Origin of the sequence: Salmonella sp. WC3 (assembly GCF_042932255.1) — a bacterium.
Classification (GTDB): Bacteria; Pseudomonadota; Gammaproteobacteria; order Enterobacterales; family Enterobacteriaceae; genus Salmonella; species Salmonella enterica.
This window is the reverse complement of sequence record NZ_CP170629.1, coordinates 3,885,108-3,902,374: the sequence shown is the minus strand read 5'-3', so window position 1 is coordinate 3,902,374 and position 17,267 is coordinate 3,885,108. Positions and strand designations below refer to the sequence as shown.

20 protein-coding genes, 2 pseudogenes and 1 CRISPR repeat array are annotated in these 17,267 nt (G+C 54.1%); of the genes and pseudogenes, 17 read left to right on the top strand and 5 right to left on the bottom strand.

Translation table 11 applies throughout. The features are described 5' to 3' along the window. The first annotated feature begins 7 nt into the window (after nucleotides 1-7). The 4 genes and pseudogenes from cas5e to cas2e all read left to right on the top strand — a co-directional run bounded on the left by cas5e (nucleotide 8) and on the right by cas2e (nucleotide 2,596). Nucleotides 8-754 (top strand): type I-E CRISPR-associated protein Cas5/CasD, encoded by a 747-nt coding sequence (gene cas5e / locus ACFK9X_RS19135; protein WP_064047350.1) that lies wholly within the window; start codon nucleotides 8-10, stop codon nucleotides 752-754. Then, nucleotides 736-1,387 (top strand): annotated as a pseudogene (gene cas6e, locus ACFK9X_RS19130) (type I-E CRISPR-associated protein Cas6/Cse3/CasE). Before cas5e ends, cas6e begins: the two are co-directional and overlap by 19 nt. Next, nucleotides 1,384-2,303 (top strand): annotated as a pseudogene (gene cas1e / locus ACFK9X_RS19125) (type I-E CRISPR-associated endonuclease Cas1e). The pseudogenes cas6e and cas1e overlap by 4 nt, the downstream one beginning before the upstream one ends. Then, nucleotides 2,303-2,596 (top strand): type I-E CRISPR-associated endoribonuclease Cas2e, encoded by a 294-nt coding sequence (gene cas2e / locus ACFK9X_RS19120; RefSeq protein WP_023204590.1) that lies wholly within the window; start codon nucleotides 2,303-2,305, stop codon nucleotides 2,594-2,596. The pseudogene cas1e and the gene cas2e overlap by 1 nt, the downstream one beginning before the upstream one ends. A gap of 96 nt (nucleotides 2,597-2,692) precedes the next feature. Beyond that, nucleotides 2,693-3,270: a CRISPR direct-repeat array (repeat unit 29 nt; unit sequence GTGTTCCCCGCGCCAGCGGGGATAAACCG). A 14-nt stretch (nucleotides 3,271-3,284) separates the two neighbouring features. Here the strand turns inward: cas2e and ACFK9X_RS19115 are convergent. Further along, nucleotides 3,285-4,331 (bottom strand): aminopeptidase, encoded by a 1,047-nt coding sequence (locus ACFK9X_RS19115; protein WP_151117364.1) that lies wholly within the window; start codon nucleotides 4,329-4,331, stop codon nucleotides 3,285-3,287. Between the two features lie 250 nt (nucleotides 4,332-4,581). On the opposite strand from ACFK9X_RS19115, the gene cysD reads away from it, so the two are divergent. From cysD to ACFK9X_RS19065, 10 genes are all read left to right on the top strand, one after another. Further along, entirely contained in the window at nucleotides 4,582-5,490 is a 909-nt protein-coding gene (gene cysD, locus ACFK9X_RS19110) for a sulfate adenylyltransferase subunit CysD (RefSeq protein ID WP_151117361.1), read from the top strand. 9 nt (nucleotides 5,491-5,499) lie between these two features. Then, nucleotides 5,500-6,939, top strand: coding sequence for a sulfate adenylyltransferase subunit CysN (gene cysN, locus ACFK9X_RS19105; protein ID WP_151117359.1), 1,440 nt, complete (start codon nucleotides 5,500-5,502; stop codon nucleotides 6,937-6,939). Then, nucleotides 6,926-7,531: an adenylyl-sulfate kinase gene (gene cysC, locus ACFK9X_RS19100; RefSeq protein ID WP_001173663.1), complete on the top strand. Its 606-nt coding sequence runs from the start codon at nucleotides 6,926-6,928 to the stop codon at nucleotides 7,529-7,531. Before cysN ends, cysC begins: the two co-directional genes overlap by 14 nt. Before the next feature lie 50 nt (nucleotides 7,532-7,581). Beyond that, nucleotides 7,582-7,905: a DUF3561 family protein gene (locus ACFK9X_RS19095; RefSeq protein ID WP_001537530.1), complete on the top strand. Its 324-nt coding sequence runs from the start codon at nucleotides 7,582-7,584 to the stop codon at nucleotides 7,903-7,905. A gap of 190 nt (nucleotides 7,906-8,095) precedes the next feature. Next, nucleotides 8,096-8,407 (top strand): cell division protein FtsB, encoded by a 312-nt coding sequence (ftsB, locus tag ACFK9X_RS19090; RefSeq protein ID WP_000517480.1) that lies wholly within the window; start codon nucleotides 8,096-8,098, stop codon nucleotides 8,405-8,407. An 18-nt stretch (nucleotides 8,408-8,425) separates the two neighbouring features. Next, nucleotides 8,426-9,136 (top strand): 2-C-methyl-D-erythritol 4-phosphate cytidylyltransferase, encoded by a 711-nt coding sequence (ispD, locus tag ACFK9X_RS19085; RefSeq protein ID WP_001582170.1) that lies wholly within the window; start codon nucleotides 8,426-8,428, stop codon nucleotides 9,134-9,136. Further along, nucleotides 9,136-9,615, top strand: coding sequence for a 2-C-methyl-D-erythritol 2,4-cyclodiphosphate synthase (ispF, locus tag ACFK9X_RS19080; protein ID WP_001219245.1), 480 nt, complete (start codon nucleotides 9,136-9,138; stop codon nucleotides 9,613-9,615). The genes ispD and ispF overlap by 1 nt, the downstream gene beginning before the upstream one ends. Next, nucleotides 9,612-10,661, top strand: a complete 1,050-nt coding sequence (truD, locus tag ACFK9X_RS19075; protein WP_151117357.1) for a tRNA pseudouridine(13) synthase TruD — start codon at nucleotides 9,612-9,614, stop codon at nucleotides 10,659-10,661. The genes ispF and truD overlap by 4 nt, the downstream gene beginning before the upstream one ends. Beyond that, nucleotides 10,642-11,403, top strand: a complete 762-nt coding sequence (surE, locus tag ACFK9X_RS19070; RefSeq protein ID WP_001221538.1) for a 5'/3'-nucleotidase SurE — start codon at nucleotides 10,642-10,644, stop codon at nucleotides 11,401-11,403. The genes truD and surE overlap by 20 nt, the downstream gene beginning before the upstream one ends. After that, nucleotides 11,397-12,023, top strand: coding sequence for a protein-L-isoaspartate(D-aspartate) O-methyltransferase (locus ACFK9X_RS19065; protein WP_000253545.1), 627 nt, complete (start codon nucleotides 11,397-11,399; stop codon nucleotides 12,021-12,023). The genes surE and ACFK9X_RS19065 overlap by 7 nt, the downstream gene beginning before the upstream one ends. Before the next feature lie 138 nt (nucleotides 12,024-12,161). Here ACFK9X_RS19065 and ACFK9X_RS19060 read toward each other — a convergent pair whose 3' ends face one another. Further along, nucleotides 12,162-12,320, bottom strand: a complete 159-nt coding sequence (locus tag ACFK9X_RS19060; protein WP_223148970.1) for a peptidase — start codon at nucleotides 12,318-12,320, stop codon at nucleotides 12,162-12,164. Here ACFK9X_RS19060 and nlpD point away from each other — a divergent pair. Beyond that, on the top strand, nucleotides 12,250-13,320 hold the full coding sequence (nlpD, locus tag ACFK9X_RS19055) for a murein hydrolase activator NlpD (RefSeq protein ID WP_223151137.1): 1,071 nt from the start codon (nucleotides 12,250-12,252) through the stop codon (nucleotides 13,318-13,320). The genes ACFK9X_RS19060 and nlpD overlap by 71 nt on opposite strands. Nucleotides 13,321-13,382: 62 nt before the next feature. Beyond that, complete coding sequence (gene rpoS, locus ACFK9X_RS19050) at nucleotides 13,383-14,375, top strand: RNA polymerase sigma factor RpoS (protein WP_000081498.1); 993 nt, start codon at nucleotides 13,383-13,385, stop codon at nucleotides 14,373-14,375. Between the two features lie 43 nt (nucleotides 14,376-14,418). On the opposite strand, the gene ACFK9X_RS19045 is transcribed toward rpoS, so the two are convergent. From ACFK9X_RS19045 to ACFK9X_RS19035, 3 genes are read right to left on the bottom strand one after another with little or no spacing between them, the layout of a single operon-like run. Continuing rightward, nucleotides 14,419-14,655, bottom strand: coding sequence for a non-oxidative hydroxyarylic acid decarboxylases subunit D (locus ACFK9X_RS19045; protein WP_000562964.1), 237 nt, complete (start codon nucleotides 14,653-14,655; stop codon nucleotides 14,419-14,421). A gap of 10 nt (nucleotides 14,656-14,665) precedes the next feature. After that, entirely contained in the window at nucleotides 14,666-16,093 is a 1,428-nt protein-coding gene (locus tag ACFK9X_RS19040) for a non-oxidative hydroxyarylic acid decarboxylases subunit C (protein WP_151117355.1), read from the bottom strand. After that, nucleotides 16,093-16,686: a non-oxidative hydroxyarylic acid decarboxylases subunit B gene (locus ACFK9X_RS19035; protein WP_001237182.1), complete on the bottom strand. Its 594-nt coding sequence runs from the start codon at nucleotides 16,684-16,686 to the stop codon at nucleotides 16,093-16,095. The genes ACFK9X_RS19040 and ACFK9X_RS19035 overlap by 1 nt, the downstream gene beginning before the upstream one ends. A 170-nt stretch (nucleotides 16,687-16,856) precedes the next feature. Here ACFK9X_RS19035 and ACFK9X_RS19030 point away from each other — a divergent pair, with 170 nt between their 5' ends. After that, nucleotides 16,857-17,261, top strand: a complete 405-nt coding sequence (locus ACFK9X_RS19030) for a MarR family winged helix-turn-helix transcriptional regulator (protein ID WP_000423338.1) — start codon at nucleotides 16,857-16,859, stop codon at nucleotides 17,259-17,261. Nucleotides 17,262-17,267: the final 6 nt, after the last annotated feature.

Below are 17,267 nucleotides of genomic sequence, written 5' to 3'. Positions count from 1 at the left end.
GCGGCTTATGAGCCAATATCTGGTTTTTCAGCTTCACGGGCCGATGGCCTCCTGGGGCGTGGATGCGCCAGGCGAAGTGCGCCACAGCCATGATCTGCCTTCGCGCTCGGCGCTGCTGGGGCTGCTGGCGGCGGCGCTGGGTATTCGCCGCGATGAGGAGGAACGGCTAAACGCCTTCAATCGTCATTACCAATTTTTGCTGTGCGCCAGTGGCAACCCGCGCTGGGCGCGGGATTATCACACGGTGCAGATGCCGAAAGAGGTACGTAAGGCACGTTACTTCAGCCGCCGTGAAGAGTTGCAGGATCCTGAGTTACTGAGCGCGCTGATTTCCCGACGCGACTACTACACCGACGCCTGGTGGATGATCGCTGTCAGCGCGACGCCGGACGCGCCTTACACGTTGGCGCAGCTTCAGGCGGCGTTACAACATCCTGTGTTCCCGCTGTATCTGGGGCGCAAAAGTCACCCTCTGGCGTTGCCGCTTGCGCCGCAACTGCTGGAAGGGAGTGCGACGGATGTGTTACGCGAAGCGTATCGTCAGTATCAGGATAAATTCAATGCGCTGAAACTGCCTCTCCCCAGATTACAGAACGAATGCTGGTGGGAAGGTGAACACGATGGCTTAACGGCGAACAAAATTTTACGTCGTCGCGACATGCCGTTGAGCCGCCAGCAATGGTTGTTCGGTGAACGTAGCGTGAATCAGGGGCCGTGGCTCCGCAAGGAGGACGCGTGTATCTCTCAAGAATAACGCTGCACACCAGCGAGCTTTCGCCGGCACAGCTCTTGCATCTGGTGGAGCGCGGCGAGTACGTGATGCACCAGTGGTTATGGGAGCTCTTTCCCGGCGGCAAGGAACGGCAGTTTCTTTATCGCCGCGAAGAGTTACAGGGCGCGTTTCGTTTTTTTGTCCTCTCGCAGGAACAGCCTGCCGCTAGCGCGATTTTTGACGTGCAGACTCGCCCGTTTGCGCCAATGCTGAGCGCGGGACAGACGCTGCGGTTTAACTTGCGCGCCAATCCGACGGTTTGCAAAAACGGCAAGCGTCACGATTTGCTGATGGAGGCGAAACGCCAGCGTAAAACGCAGGGTGATAGCCAGGATATTTGGTCTTATCAGCAGCAGGCGGCGCTGACGTGGTTGGCGCGCCAGGGGGGAGCAAAATGGCTTCACCCTGAGCGAGGCGAGCGTTGATGCTTACCGGCAGCAGCAGATACGTCGAGAGAAATCCCGGCAGATGATTCAGTTTAGCAGCGTGGACTATACCGGCGTGCTGGTGATTAACGATCCCGTGCTTTTCCTGCAACGTCTGGCGCAGGGGTACGGTAAAAGTCGGGCGTTTGGCTGCGGAATGATGATGATCAAACCCGGAGACGACGCGTGACGTTCGTGCCGCTCACCCGATCCCGTTAAAAGATCGAACCTCGATGATCTTCCTCCAGTACGGTCAAATTGACGTGCTGGATGGGGCATTTGTATTAATCAATAAAACCGGGGTTCGTACGCATATTCCGGTGGGATCGGTCGCCTGCATCATGCTGGAACCGGGAACGCGGGTTTCCCATGCGGCTGTGCGTCTGGCATCGACGGTGGGAACGCTGTTGGTGTGGGTGGGCGAGGCGGGAGTGCGGGTCTATTCCTCTGGTCAACCCGGCGGCGCACGAGCCGATAAGTTGCTTTATCAGGCAAAGCTGGCGTTAGATGATGACCTGCGGCTGAAGGTGGTGCGCAAAATGTATGAACTGCGTTTTCGCGAACCGCCGCCCGCCCGTCGTTCCGTTGAGCAACTGCGCGGTATTGAAGGATCCCGTGTGCGGGCGACCTATGCATTGCTGGCGAAGCAGTATGGCGTGAAGTGGCATGGTCGTAACTATGATCCGAAAGACTGGGAGAAGGGGGATGTCGTCAACCGATGTATTAGCGCGGCGACATCGTGCCTGTACGGGATTTCAGAAGCGGCTATCCTGGCGGCGGGATATGCGCCAGCTATCGGTTTTATCCATAGTGGTAAGCCGCTTTCTTTTGTTTATGACATTGCCGATATCATCAAATTTGAATCGGTGGTGCCCAAAGCATTTGAGATCGCTGCTCGTCACCCGGCGGAACCTGATAAAGAAGTGCGCCTGGCCTGCCGTGATATTTTTCGCAGTTCGAAGCTGACCGGAAAATTGATCCCACTGATCGAAGAGGTGCTCGCTGCCGGTGAAATTGAACCACCTCAGCCTGCGCCGGATATGTTGCCGCCAGCAATACCGGAACCTGAATCACTGGGTGATAGCGGCCATCGGGGGCATGGTTGATGAGTATGGTGGTTGTGGTCACGGAAAACGTACCGCCGCGCCTGCGGGGACGTCTTGCCGTCTGGTTACTCGAGGTTCGTGCAGGTGTTTATGTTGGCGATACCTCGAAGCGTATTCGGGAAATGATTTGGCAACAGATCACACAGCTTGGCGGTTGCGGAAATGCCGTCATGGCTTGGGCGACCAACACGGAGTCGGGATTTGAGTTTCAGACATGGGGTGAAAACAGACGTATTCCGGTAGATTTGGATGGACTTAGATTAGTTTCTTTTCTTCCTGTTGAAAATCAATAAGTTGAATGTTCTTTAATAATAAGGAATTGTTATTTTACCGTTGGTAGTTTGTTAGGTAGTAAAAAAGGGCTTTTAGAACAAATATATAGTTTTAGTGTGTTCCCCGCGCCAGCGGGGATAAACCGCATTTTTGCCCCCAAATTTGCCCCCAAAATCGGTGTTCCCCGCGCCAGCGGGGATAAACCGGATCCCAGCTCCAATAAAATACGTAAGACCATGTGTTCCCCGCGCCAGCGGGGATAAACCGGTGTTCAAAGCCCTGGGTTATATAGAATTTAAGTGTTCCCCGCGCCAGCGGGGATAAACCGCCATGTTCTGCGCTGGCAAAAGTAACGAAGCCGTGTTCCCCGCGCCAGCGGGGATAAACCGACGGCACGCAGTTGCCGACGCTATTTTTTGTGGTGTTCCCCGCGCCAGCAGGGATAAACCGAGAAACGAGAGCCAGATAATCGCTATAGCGGGGTGTTCCCCGCGCCAGCAGGGATAAACCGAGAAACGAGAGCCAGATAATCGCTATAGCGGGGTGTTCCCCGCGCCAGCGGGGATAAACCGTCTGGCTGGCAATTGGCGACGAACTGGCGGCGGTGTTCCCCGCGCTAGCGGGGATAAACCGAGGGGCGTTCCGCAGTCGACAAGGGCTGAAAAATGTTCCCCGCGTCAGCGGGGATAAACACGTTTCACCAGCATATCAGGACGTTTTTTCCGCCTTCGCCAGCTCTTTTACCAACGGCAGCATTATCCGTACTACATCGCGGCTACGGCGCTCAATTCGCCCTGGCAGCGCCTTGTCAATATGCTGTTGATTATCAAGCCGTACGTCGTGCCAGCTATTGCCGTTCGGGAAGGAGGCATTTGTCACGCGTTGCTGGTATCCGTCTTTTTTACCCAGATTCCAGTTCGTCGCCTCAACAGAAAGCACCGATATTCCCGCTTTATCGAAAACCTCCGCATCATTACAGCAACCCGTTCCTTTGGGGTAGGATGGATTGCGTCCCGGATTGGTGTTGGCGGCGATACCATAACGGCGCGCAATCGCTAATGCCCGATCGCGGGTCAGTGTACGCACCGCTTCCGGCGTATTTTTCCCGCTATTAAAATAGAGCTTGTCGCCAACAATCAGGTTATCGAGATTAATCACCAGCAGCGTATTTTTCTTCTCAGCGTCACTCATTCGTTTGAGTAAATTTTCCGCGCCTAGCTTTCCCTCTTCTTCCCCGCTGGTGGCGATAAAACGAATCCCGTAATGGGTCGGTATATCTTTCAGACGCGCCGCCAGTTCCAGCATAACGCCTAATCCCGCGGCATTATCATCCATTCCCTGTAACGTTAAACCGCCCAGATTGGCATCGACATCAGCGTCGCTCTGCGGAGCGTACGTATCCAGATGCGCCATAATGATGATCTGTTGCGGCACGCGCCCTTCATGGGCGGCGATGACCGTACTGCCCGTCACGTTATGCCAGTTTTTGCGATTATCCTTCGTGGTATAAATAAATCGGCTATTAAACGTTCGAATATCGCTTTGATATCCCATCTGGGTAAATTGTTGGCGTAAATAATCGGCAGACAACATCTCGGCGGGGGAGCCAGTCATTCTCCCGGGAAAAAAGGTGGCGATATGTCGTGCCTGAGTATTCGCTATTTCACCAGGCCCTGGTGATGCTGCTTGTGCAGGAAGGATAAAGCCTACGCCGAGCGCCAGAATGACGGCAAAGCGGCGCGTTGCGGAAAACATAATGAGTCCTTAAATACAGAACAAAATTTTACGTGGCTAGTATGAAACCGCGATCGTGTTAATACAATTTCATTTGCTCCTAAATGCTGGCAATCCGGTACGTTAAGCATTTTTTGATATTGGTTTTTGGGCCGCGTTATTCCTTTGAGGAACTACTCATTCCAATTCGTCATTTCATTCACTCTCCTGCGCTCCCTATAGTCGTGTAATCGAAATGTTTAGCAAAAAACGGTATTGCAAAGGAACGGTTATGGATCAAAAACGACTCACCCACCTGCGGCAACTGGAGGCGGAAAGTATCCACATTATCCGTGAAGTGGCAGCGGAATTCGCTAATCCGGTCATGCTGTACTCCATTGGTAAAGACTCCAGCGTCATGCTGCATCTGGCGCGTAAGGCGTTTTATCCGGGTACGTTACCGTTCCCGCTATTGCACGTTGATACCGGTTGGAAATTCCGTGAGATGTACGCCTTTCGCGATCGTACCGCCAACGCATACGGCTGCGAATTGCTGGTACATAAAAATCCGGAAGGCGTGGCGATGGGCATCAATCCGTTCGTTCACGGTAGCGCTAAACACACCGACATTATGAAAACCGAAGGGTTAAAGCAGGCGCTGAATAAGTACGGTTTTGATGCCGCGTTCGGCGGCGCACGGCGCGATGAGGAAAAATCCCGTGCGAAAGAACGTATTTACTCCTTTCGTGACCGTTTCCATCGCTGGGACCCGAAAAATCAGCGTCCAGAGTTGTGGCGTAACTATAATGGTCAGATTAATAAAGGCGAAAGTATACGCGTCTTCCCGCTCTCCAACTGGACAGAGCAGGATATCTGGCAATACATCTGGCTGGAAAACATCGACATCGTGCCGCTGTATTTGGCTGCTGAACGCCCGGTTCTGGAACGTGACGGCATGTTGATGATGGTGGATGACGATCGTATCGATCTCCAGCCTGGCGAAGTCATCAAAAAAAGGATGGTGCGCTTCCGTACACTTGGCTGTTGGCCGCTCACCGGGGCGGTGGAATCCCACGCGCAAACGCTGCCGGAAATTATCGGAGAGATGCTGGTTTCTACCACCAGCGAGCGCCAGGGGAGGATGATTGACCGCGATCAGGCGGGGTCGATGGAGCTTAAAAAACGTCAGGGGTATTTCTAAGGAGCCGCCATGAACACCATACTTGCACAACAAATCGCCAATGAAGGCGGCGTCGAAGCCTGGATGATTGCCCAACAGCACAAAAGCCTGCTGCGTTTTTTAACCTGTGGCAGCGTTGATGACGGTAAAAGTACGCTGATAGGTCGTTTGCTGCACGATACCCTGCAAATTTATGAAGATCAGCTCTCTTCCCTGCATAATGACAGTAAACGTCATGGCACGCAGGGAGAAAAACTCGATCTGGCGCTGCTGGTAGATGGGCTGCAGGCCGAGCGTGAGCAGGGCATTACTATTGACGTCGCGTACCGCTATTTCTCCACGGAAAAACGAAAATTTATTATCGCCGACACGCCGGGCCATGAACAATATACCCGGAATATGGCGACCGGAGCGTCCACCTGCGATCTGGCGATCCTACTGATCGACGCGCGTAAAGGCGTGCTGGATCAGACGCGTCGCCATAGCTTTATCTCCACTCTGTTGGGGATCAAACACCTGGTGGTGGCAATCAACAAAATGGATCTCGTTGACTACCGCGAAGAGACCTTCGCCCGTATTCGTGAAGATTACCTGACCTTTGCTGAACAGTTGCCGGGCGATCTGGATATTCGCTTTGTCCCGCTTTCGGCGCTGGAAGGGGATAATGTCGCCGCGCAGAGCGCCAATATGCGCTGGTACAGCGGTCCGACGCTGCTGGAAGTCCTGGAAACGGTAGACATACAGCGTGCGGTAGACCGTCAGCCGATGCGCTTTCCGGTACAATACGTCAATCGCCCGAATCTTGATTTTCGGGGGTATGCCGGCACTCTGGCGTCTGGTAGCGTCAAAGTCGGAGAGCGCATTAAAGTGCTGCCGTCTGGCGTGGAATCCAGCGTGGCGCGTATCGTCACTTTTGATGGCGATAAAGAAGAAGCCTGTGCGGGCGAAGCCATTACCCTGGTACTCAACGACGACATTGATATTAGCCGCGGCGATCTGCTGCTGGCGGCAAACGAGACGCTGGCACCTGCGCGGCACGCTGCGATCGACGTGGTATGGATGGCGGAACAGCCGCTGGCGCCGGGCCAAAGCTACGATGTTAAACTTGCGGGTAAGAAAACCCGCGCGCGTATCGAGGCTATTCGCTATCAGATTGATATCAACAATCTGACCCAACGAGACGTCGAAAGTCTGCCGTTAAACGGTATTGGTCTGGTGGAGATGACATTCGATGAGCCGCTCGCGCTGGATATTTATCAGCAAAATCCGGTGACGGGCGGGCTGATTTTTATCGACCGACTTTCTAACGTTACCGTGGGCGCTGGCATGGTGCGGGAACTGGATGAACGCGGAGCGACGCCGCCCTTGGAATACAGTGCGTTTGAGCTGGAGCTGAATGCGCTGGTACGCCGTCATTTTCCGCACTGGGACGCCCGAGATTTGCTGGGAGATAAACATGGCGCTGCATGATGAGAACGTGGTCTGGCACTCTCATCCCGTTACTGTCGCCGCCCGTGAACAGCTCCACGGCCACCGTGGCGTGGTGCTGTGGTTTACCGGACTCTCCGGTTCGGGAAAATCAACGGTGGCCGGCGCGCTGGAAGAGGCGTTACATCAGCGTGGCGTCAGTACCTACCTGTTGGATGGCGATAATGTGCGCCACGGTTTGTGCCGTGATTTAGGCTTTAGCGATGCCGATCGCCAGGAGAATATCCGGCGGGTAGGCGAAGTGGCCAGCCTGATGGCGGACGCCGGCCTGATTGTTTTGACGGCATTTATTTCTCCGCACCGCGCCGAGCGGCAACTGGTAAAAGAGCGCGTCGGCCACGATCGTTTTATCGAGATTTATGTCAATACGCCGCTGGCTATCTGTGAACAGCGCGATCCTAAAGGGTTGTATAAAAAAGCGCGTGCGGGCGAGTTGCGTAACTTTACCGGCATCGACGCCATTTACGAAGCGCCTGACTCGCCACAGGTTCATCTTAATGGTGAACAATTAGTAACAAATTTGGTTTCCCAATTATTAGACCTGCTGAGACGGCGCGATATTATCAGATCCTGAGACACCACCGGGCTTGTATGCCCGGTATGGTCAAGGTTACAGGATTTAATATGCGTAATAGCCATAACATTACTTTCACAAGGTCAGACGCCTTCATGGTCGACGATGACGCCACCAGTGCATTTCCGGGGGCGGTGGTCGGCTTTGTGTCATGGCTGCTGGCGTTGGGGATCCCTTTTCTGCTTTATGGCCCTAACACGCTGTTTTTTTTCCTCTATACTTGGCCCTTTTTCCTCGCGTTAATGCCGGTATCGGTAATTATCGGCATTGCGTTGCATCTGCTGGTAAAGGGCAAAATACTTTTTAGCATCATGTTTACTCTACTGGCCGTAGGCGCGCTGTTCGGCGCGTTATTTATATGGCTATTAGGGTAGACGGGTTATCACTGCGCCTCCGGTCATAATTCAAACCGTAACCAACAATGAGATTATGTTCTCCTTACTCGGGTATACGTAACATCCGGCAAATGTGGTACATTTGCCGGCGTTGTCGCGGCAATCCCGTCCTGAATGTGGAGTCACAGAGGACGTTATGGGATGATGATGCCGTTTTTCAGGGGGCAGGATGGGTAAACTAACGCTGCTGTTGCTGGCTTTACTGGTCTGGCTACAGTACTCGCTGTGGTTCGGTAAGAACGGCATACATGACTATAGCCGCGTCAACGATGATGTGGTCGCGCAGCAGGCGACAAACGCCAAACTTAAAGCGCGTAACGATCAGCTTTTTGCCGAAATTGACGATCTCAATGGCGGCCAGGAAGCGATTGAGGAGCGCGCGCGCAACGAACTTAGCATGACCAAACCGGGCGAAACCTTCTATCGTCTGGTGCCTGACGCCTCAAAACGCGCGGCAACGGCGGGGCAAACTCATCGATAAACCATCCAGGGATTTAACATGGCAGCCACTTTATTGGACGTTTGCGCCGTGGTGCCGGCGGCCGGATTTGGCCGCCGAATGCAAACAGAATGTCCTAAGCAGTATCTCTCAATCGGTAATAAAACCATTCTGGAGCACTCAGTTCATGCGCTGCTGGCGCATCCTCGGGTGACACGCGTTGTTATTGCTATCAGTCCTGGCGATCATCGCTTTGCCCAACTTCCGCTGGCGAATCATCCGCAAATCAGCGTTGTGGATGGCGGTAACGAACGCGCTGATTCCGTTTTGGCCGGGTTACAGGCCGTTGCAAAGGCGCAGTGGGTGCTGGTGCACGACGCGGCAAGACCCTGTTTGCATCAGGATGACCTTGCGCGGTTGCTGGCTATCAGCGAAAACAGCCGGGTCGGCGGTATCCTCGCCAGTCCGGTGCGCGACACCATGAAACGCGGCGAACCAGGGAAAAACGCTATTGCCCATACCGTAGAGCGCGCCGATTTATGGCACGCGCTCACCCCGCAGTTTTTCCCCCGCGAACTCTTGCATGATTGTCTGACGCGTGCGCTGAATGAAGGCGCGACCATCACCGACGAGGCGTCAGCGCTGGAGTATTGTGGTTTTCATCCGGCGCTGGTAGAAGGTCGCGCGGATAACATCAAGGTCACCCGCCCGGAAGATCTGGCGCTGGCGGAATTTTATCTGACCCGAACCATCCACCAGGAGAAAGCATAATGCGAATTGGACACGGTTTTGACGTACACGCGTTTGGCGGAGAAGGGCCGATTATTATTGGCGGCGTGCGTATCCCTTATGAAAAAGGGCTATTGGCGCATTCCGATGGCGATGTGGCGTTACATGCGCTGACCGATGCGCTGCTGGGCGCGGCGGCGCTTGGCGATATCGGCAAGCTCTTCCCGGATACCGATCCGGCATTTAAGGGAGCGGATAGCCGCGAACTACTGCGTGAAGCCTGGCGTCGTATTCAGGCCAAGGGGTACACCCTCGGAAACGTGGATGTCACCATTATTGCGCAGGCGCCGAAAATGCTGCCGCATATTCCGCAAATGCGTGTCTTTATCGCCGAAGATCTCGGCTGCCATATGGATGAGGTTAACGTGAAGGCGACGACGACGGAAAAGCTCGGATTTACCGGACGCGGAGAAGGCATTGCCTGCGAAGCGGTCGCGTTGCTGATGAAGGCGGCGAAATGACAGAGTTTGACAATCTCATCTGGCTGCACGGAAAACCACAAGGTAGCGGATTGCTGAAAGCGAATCCGGAAGATTTTGTGGTGGTTGAAGATTTAGGCTTTACGCCGGATGGTGAAGGCGAGCACATTTTGCTGCGTATTTTGAAAAACGGTTGCAATACCCGTTTTGTCGCTGACGCGCTGGCGAAATTCCTGAAAATTCACGCTCGCGAAGTGAGCTTTGCCGGGAAAAAAGATAAACACGCCGTTACCGAGCAGTGGCTGTGCGCGCGCGTGCCGGGGAAAGAGATGCCCGATTTCAGCGCCTTTCAGCTGGAAGGTTGTAAAGTGCTGGAATACGCGCGTCACAAGCGTAAGCTGCGTTTAGGCGCGCTGAAAGGCAATGCCTTTACTCTGGTGTTGCGTGAAATAAGCGATCGCCGCGATGTCGAAACACGATTGCAGGCGATTCGCGATGGCGGCGTGCCGAACTATTTCGGCGCACAGCGATTCGGCATTGGCGGCAGCAACTTGCAGGGCGCGCTGCGCTGGGCGCAAAGTAACGCGCCGGTGCGCGATCGCAATAAACGCAGTTTTTGGTTGTCGGCGGCGCGTAGCGCGTTGTTTAATCAAATTGTTCACCAGCGGCTGAAGAAACCAGACTTTAATCAAGTTGTTGACGGCGATGCGCTACAATTAGCGGGGCGTGGAAGCTGGTTCGTCGCGACATCTGAAGAACTGCCTGAATTGCAGCGCCGGGTAGACGAAAAAGAGCTGATGATTACAGCGTCGTTGCCGGGCAGCGGAGAGTGGGGAACACAGCGTGCGGCGCTGGCGTTTGAGCAAGATGCCATTGCCCAGGAAACGGTGTTGCAATCGCTGTTGCTGCGCGAAAAAGTAGAGGCGTCGCGCAGAGCGATGCTGCTTTATCCGCAACAATTAAGCTGGAACTGGTGGGATGACGTTACCGTCGAGTTACGTTTCTGGCTGCCCGCAGGCAGTTTTGCCACCAGCGTAGTAAGGGAACTGATCAACACAATGGGTGATTATGCGCATATTGCTGAGTAACGATGACGGGGTTCACGCGCCCGGTATACAAACGCTGGCGAAAGCGCTGCGTGAGTTTGCTGATGTACAGGTCGTAGCCCCGGATCGTAACCGCAGCGGCGCGTCTAATTCCCTCACGCTGGAATCTTCGCTTCGTACTTTTACCTTTGATAATGGCGATATCGCCGTACAGATGGGGACGCCGACCGATTGCGTCTATCTGGGCGTTAATGCCTTAATGCGTCCGCGTCCGGATATTGTCGTTTCCGGTATTAACGCGGGTCCGAATCTGGGCGATGATGTGATCTATTCCGGTACTGTCGCCGCGGCGATGGAAGGTCGTCATCTCGGCTTTCCGGCATTAGCGGTCTCCCTTAACGGCTATCAACATTATGATACGGCTGCGGCCGTGACTTGCGCGCTTTTGCGAGGGTTAAGCCGGGAGCCGTTGCGTACCGGGCGTATTCTCAACGTGAATGTCCCGGATCTACCGTTAGCGCAGGTTAAAGGCATCCGCGTGACTCGCTGTGGTAGCCGCCATCCAGCGGATAAAGTAATCCCGCAGGAAGATCCGCGCGGTAATACATTGTACTGGATTGGCCCGCCGGGCGATAAATACGATGCCGGGCCGGATACCGATTTCGCGGCGGTGGATGAAGGCTACGTCTCCGTCACGCCGTTGCATGTGGATTTAACCGCGCACAGCGCGCATGATGTGGTTTCAGACTGGTTAGACAGCGTGGGAGTTGGCACGCAATGGTAAGTGGACGTGTACAGGCTCTTCTTGAACAATTGCGCGCGCAGGGCATCAGAGATGAGCAGGTGCTTAATGCGCTTGCTGCAGTGCCGCGCGAGAAATTTATTGATGAAGCGTTTGAACATAAGGCCTGGGAAAATATCGCTTTGCCGATAGGCCAGGGTCAGACGATTTCGCAGCCCTATATGGTGGCGCGAATGACGGAACTGCTCGAACTGACGCCGCAATCCAGGGTGCTGGAAATTGGCACCGGTTCCGGCTATCAGACGGCGATTCTGGCGCATCTGGTACATCACGTTTGCTCCGTTGAGCGGATTAAGGGGCTGCAATGGCAGGCGCGTCGCCGCCTGAAGCAGCTCGATTTACATAATGTTTCTACCCGTCATGGCGATGGCTGGCAAGGCTGGCAGGCGCGTGCGCCGTTTGACGCTATCATTGTGACGGCCGCGCCACCGGAAATTCCTACCGCGCTCATGGCACAGTTGGATGAAGGCGGCATTCTTGTTCTGCCCGTGGGCGATGAGCAGCAGTTTTTGAAACGCGTGCGTCGCCGGGGCGGCGAATTTATTATCGATACCGTGGAGGCCGTTCGCTTCGTCCCGTTAGTCAAGGGAGAGCTGGCCTAGTTTGCTCTGCAAACACCCACTCTTACGCCTGATGAAGCCGAAACGAATACCTGGAGTTTTCCTGGTTATTCCCGGTGGGTTAAGCGTATCGTGAACACATTTTCCCGTGTTCACTTAATGCGTTGCACGGTTCTTACGTCACTGGTTGTTAACCAAATTTTTTCCTGGGGGATAAATGAGCGCGGGAAGCCCAAAATTCACCGTTAGTCGCATTGCGGCACTATCACTGGTTTCACTATGGCTGGCAGGTTGTACCAGTTCGTCAAACCCTCCGGCGCCGGTCACGTCTGTGGACAGTGGGTCGTCATCAAATACCAATTCCGGGATGTTGATCACACCACCACCAAAAATGGGCGCGACGCCGCAACAAGCGCCGCAAATTCAACCCGTTCAGCGTCCTGTAACGCAGCCCATGCAAACTCAACCGGTCACGGAACAACCCGTGCAGATGGAAAATGGGCGAATTGTATACAATCGCCAGTATGGGAATATTCCGAAAGGTAGCTATACGGGTGGCAGTACTTACACCGTGAAAAAGGGTGATACGCTTTTTTACATCGCCTGGATTACCGGGAACGATTTCCGCGATCTGGCCCAGAGAAACAGTATTTCTGCCCCGTATAGCCTGAATGTGGGGCAAACTTTGCAAGTTGGTAACGCATCCGGTACGCCAATTACTGGCGGAAATGCGATCACCCAGGCGGATGCAGCACAGCAAGGAGTTGTGACCAGGTCTGCACAAAATTCCACCGTTGCAGTTGCGTCTCAACCAACAATTACGTATTCTGAGGGCTCAGGTGAACAAAGTGCTAACAAAATGTTGCCAAACAACAAGCCTGCTGGGACGGTTGTCACAGCGCCTGTAACGGCACCAACGGTAAGCACGACCGAACCAAATGCAAGCAGTACGTCAACCAGCGCGCCGATTTCCGCATGGCGCTGGCCGACGGATGGCAAAGTGATCGAAAACTTTGGCGCTTCCGAAGGGGGCAATAAAGGGATCGACATTGCAGGCAGTAAGGGACAGGCTATCGTCGCAACCGCTGATGGGCGCGTCGTATATGCCGGTAACGCACTGCGTGGTTACGGTAATCTTATTATCATCAAACATAACGATGATTACCTGAGTGCCTACGCCCATAATGATACGATGCTGGTCCGGGAACAACAGGAAGTTAAGGCGGGGCAAAAAATCGCTACTATGGGTAGCACCGGCACCAGCTCTACACGCTTGCATTTTGAAATTCGTTACAAGGGGAAATCCGTAAACCCGCTGCGTTATTTACCGCAGCGATAAAGCGGCGGAACTAGGCTTTGACTTGCTAGTTCCGTCAAGGGATCACGGGTAGGAGCCACCTTATGAGTCAGAATACGCTGAAAGTTCATGATTTAAATGAAGACGCGGAATTTGATGAGAACGGAGTAGAGGCTTTTGACGAAAAAGCCTTGAGTGAAGAGGAACCCAGTGATAACGACCTGGCTGAAGAAGAGCTGTTATCGCAAGGGGCCACACAGCGTGTGTTGGACGCGACTCAGCTTTACCTTGGTGAGATTGGGTATTCACCACTGTTAACAGCCGAAGAAGAAGTCTATTTTGCGCGTCGCGCACTGCGTGGAGATGTCGCTTCTCGCCGTCGCATGATTGAGAGTAACCTGCGTCTGGTGGTAAAAATTGCCCGCCGTTATGGCAATCGTGGACTGGCGTTGCTGGACCTGATTGAAGAGGGCAATCTGGGGCTTATCCGTGCAGTCGAGAAGTTTGACCCGGAACGCGGGTTCCGCTTCTCAACATACGCAACCTGGTGGATTCGCCAGACAATCGAACGGGCGATTATGAACCAAACCCGTACGATTCGCTTGCCGATTCACATTGTTAAAGAGCTGAACGTATACCTGCGCACCGCACGTGAGTTGTCGCATAAACTGGACCACGAACCGAGTGCGGAAGAAATTGCAGAGCAACTGGATAAACCGGTTGATGACGTCAGCCGTATGCTTCGTCTCAACGAGCGCATTACCTCGGTAGACACCCCGCTGGGCGGTGATTCCGAAAAAGCGTTGCTGGACATCCTGGCCGATGAAAAAGAGAACGGTCCGGAAGACACCACGCAAGATGACGATATGAAACAGAGCATCGTCAAATGGTTGTTCGAACTGAACGCCAAACAGCGTGAAGTGCTGGCGCGCCGTTTCGGTCTGCTGGGATATGAAGCTGCGACACTGGAAGATGTAGGCCGTGAAATCGGTCTTACGCGTGAACGTGTTCGTCAGATTCAGGTTGAAGGCCTGCGCCGTCTGCGCGAAATTCTGCAGACGCAGGGGCTGAATATCGAAGCGCTGTTCCGCGAGTAAGTACCCTTGTCAAAAAAAGGCCAGTCTGTCGACTGGCCTTTTTTTACCGTTTGTCTTCTGCCAGCAGCGGCGGGATACTCGGCACCATTGGCGCGTCATCAATATCTTTTTGCGTCATGCGAAACGCTTGTGGATAGTGTTCGCGGCTGGTACGGCGTAACGGTTCGGTATCGCGCCAGGTATACAGACAATGCTGACACTGATATACCGTCCAGACTCCTTTTACCGGCGAAGTCGCCATGAGTTCAATATGTGCATCGGCACAGCGTGGACAAATCATCGGTTACTCCTTATTTACGGTTGGCCAGCATGGCGGTCAGCTTTTCAGCCCAGGCTTTAGTTTCCGGTAAATCAACAACCGGCTGGCTATAGTGACCACGGTTATCTGGCGCAACCGGCGTGGTGGCGTCAATGATCAGCTTGTCGGTAATCCCCGCCGGGCTTGAGCCCGGATCCAGTTCCAGGACGGACATATTCGGTAGCTGTACCAGATCGCCTGCCGGATTCACTTTCGACGACAACGCCCACATCACCTGTGGCAGATTGAATGGATCGACATCTTCATCAACCATGATCACCATCTTCACATATCCCAGACCGTGCGGCGTCGTCATCGCGCGCAGGCCCACCGCACGGGCAAAGCCGCCGTAGCGTTTTTTGGTTGAGATGATGGCCAGCAGGCCGTGGGTGTACATGGCGTTTACCGCCTGCACTTCCGGAAATTCGGCTTTCAGCTGTTGATACAGTGGCACGCAGGTTGCCGGCCCCATCAGGTAGTCGATTTCCGTCCACGGCATACCTAAATAGAGCGATTCAAAAATGGGTTTGCTGCGGTAAGAGACCTTATCGATACGCACCACGGTCATGTTGCGACCGCCGGAATAGTGGCCGGTAAATTCGCCGAACGGTCCTTCAATTTCACGTTTACGGCTTTCGATGACCCCTTCAAGAATGACTTCAGATCCCCACGGCACATCAAAACCGGTCAGCGGCGCGGTGGCGATAAGATAGGGGCTTTCACGCAGCGCGCCTGCCATTTCATACTCTGACTGATCGTATTTCAGCGGCGTTGCGCACATCAGGGTAATGATCGGATCGTTACCCAACGTGATCGCAATCGGCAGATCTTCCCCGCGCTCTTCAGCTTTGTGCAGGTGCAATGCGATATCATGAATCGGTACTGGTTGCAGACCCAGCTTACGCTTGCCTTTAACTTCCATGCGGTAGATGCCGACATTCTGCTTGCCGAAGTTATCGGGATCGAGCGGATCGCGTGATACCACACAGGCTTTATCCAGATAGAATCCGCCGTCGCCGTCGTTCAGACGAAACAGCGGCAGGATATCAAACAGGTTGATTGCGTCGCCGTCGACGGTATTTTCCGCCCAGCCCGGATTCGCCCGTCGTTCCGGCGCTACCGGAAAATTGTCCCAGCGGCGAATAAATTCATCGATCTGTTTTTTAACCGGCGTGTTAGGCGGCAAACCCAGTGAGATGGCATGGTTCTGCCAGGAACCGATGGTATTCATCGCCACGCGGGCGTCGGTAAAACCACGAATATTGTCAAACCACAGCGCGGGCGCGCCATCGCCGATGCGTCCCGTTGCGTTGGCAGCGGCGGCGAGATCCGGCTCCGCATTCACTTCCTCGCTGATTTTCAGCAGTTGTCCCTGCTGATCCAGCGCATGTAAAAAACTGCGCAAATCATCAAATGCCATTATCCATTCTCCTGTGAAAAATTTGCTGTCTGTCGCAGTCCTTGCCAGCGGCGCGTGCGCGTATGCTCCAGACCAAACTGGTCGAGAACGCGCGCTACGATGTGCTGGATAATATCGTCAACGGTTTGCGGCAGGTTGTAGAACGCGGGCATGGGCGGCACTATCGCCACCCCCATACGAGAAAGCGCTAGCATGTTTTCCAGATGAATCGTGCTGAGCGGCATTTCCCGCGGCACAAGCACCAGCTTGCGACCCTCTTTCAACACGACATCGGCAGCGCGTCCCACCAGCCCCTCGGCATAGCCGGCGCGAACCCCCGCCAGTGTTTTCATACTGCAGGGGATAATAATCATGCCGTCGGTACGAAATGAGCCGGAGGAAATGGTCGCCGCCTGATCGGCCGGGCTATGACAATAATCTGCCAGGGCGGCTACCTCAGCGGGCGTGTAGGGCGTCTCCAGTTCAATAGTGGTTTTCGCCCACTTTGACATTACCAGATGCGTTTCAACATCAGGTATCGCCCGCAATGCCTGGAGTAGCTCGACGCCAAGCGGCGCGCCGGTCGCACCGGTCATCCCCACAATCAATCTCATTTCTTACCTCAAATATCGTTCGTATACGAACATTTTGATCAAAATACGCCCATACGGCCTTTGCGACAAGATCGCTCCCGACGCCTGCGCACGTTTAGCTAAAGCATTCGTCATTAAAAAACCGTGCATAAGTCGTTATGATAGAAAAAGTTAATTTATCCGGAGCGCTCATGGAGTTACGAAACACCGCGTTTCATCTGTTACGCCAGCTTTTTCAGCAACATACCGCACGCTGGCAGCATGAACTACCGGAGCTCACCAAACCTCAATATGCGGTGATGCGCGTTATTGCTGAACATCCGGGTATTGAACAGGTCGATCTGACCGAAGCGGCGGTCAGCACTAAAGCGACGCTGGCGGAGATGTTAAGCCGGATGGAAAATCGTGGGCTGGTAAAGCGAGAAAACGATCCGCTGGATAAACGTCGGCGTTTTGTCTATCTCACCGTTCAGGGCCAAACGTTGCTCGCCGCCGCGATACCACTGGGGGATCGCGTTGACGATGAGTTTTTGGGGCGACTGAGCGCTGAAGAACGCGAACAGTTTACGCAACTGGTTCGCAAGATGATGACGTAAGCGGCT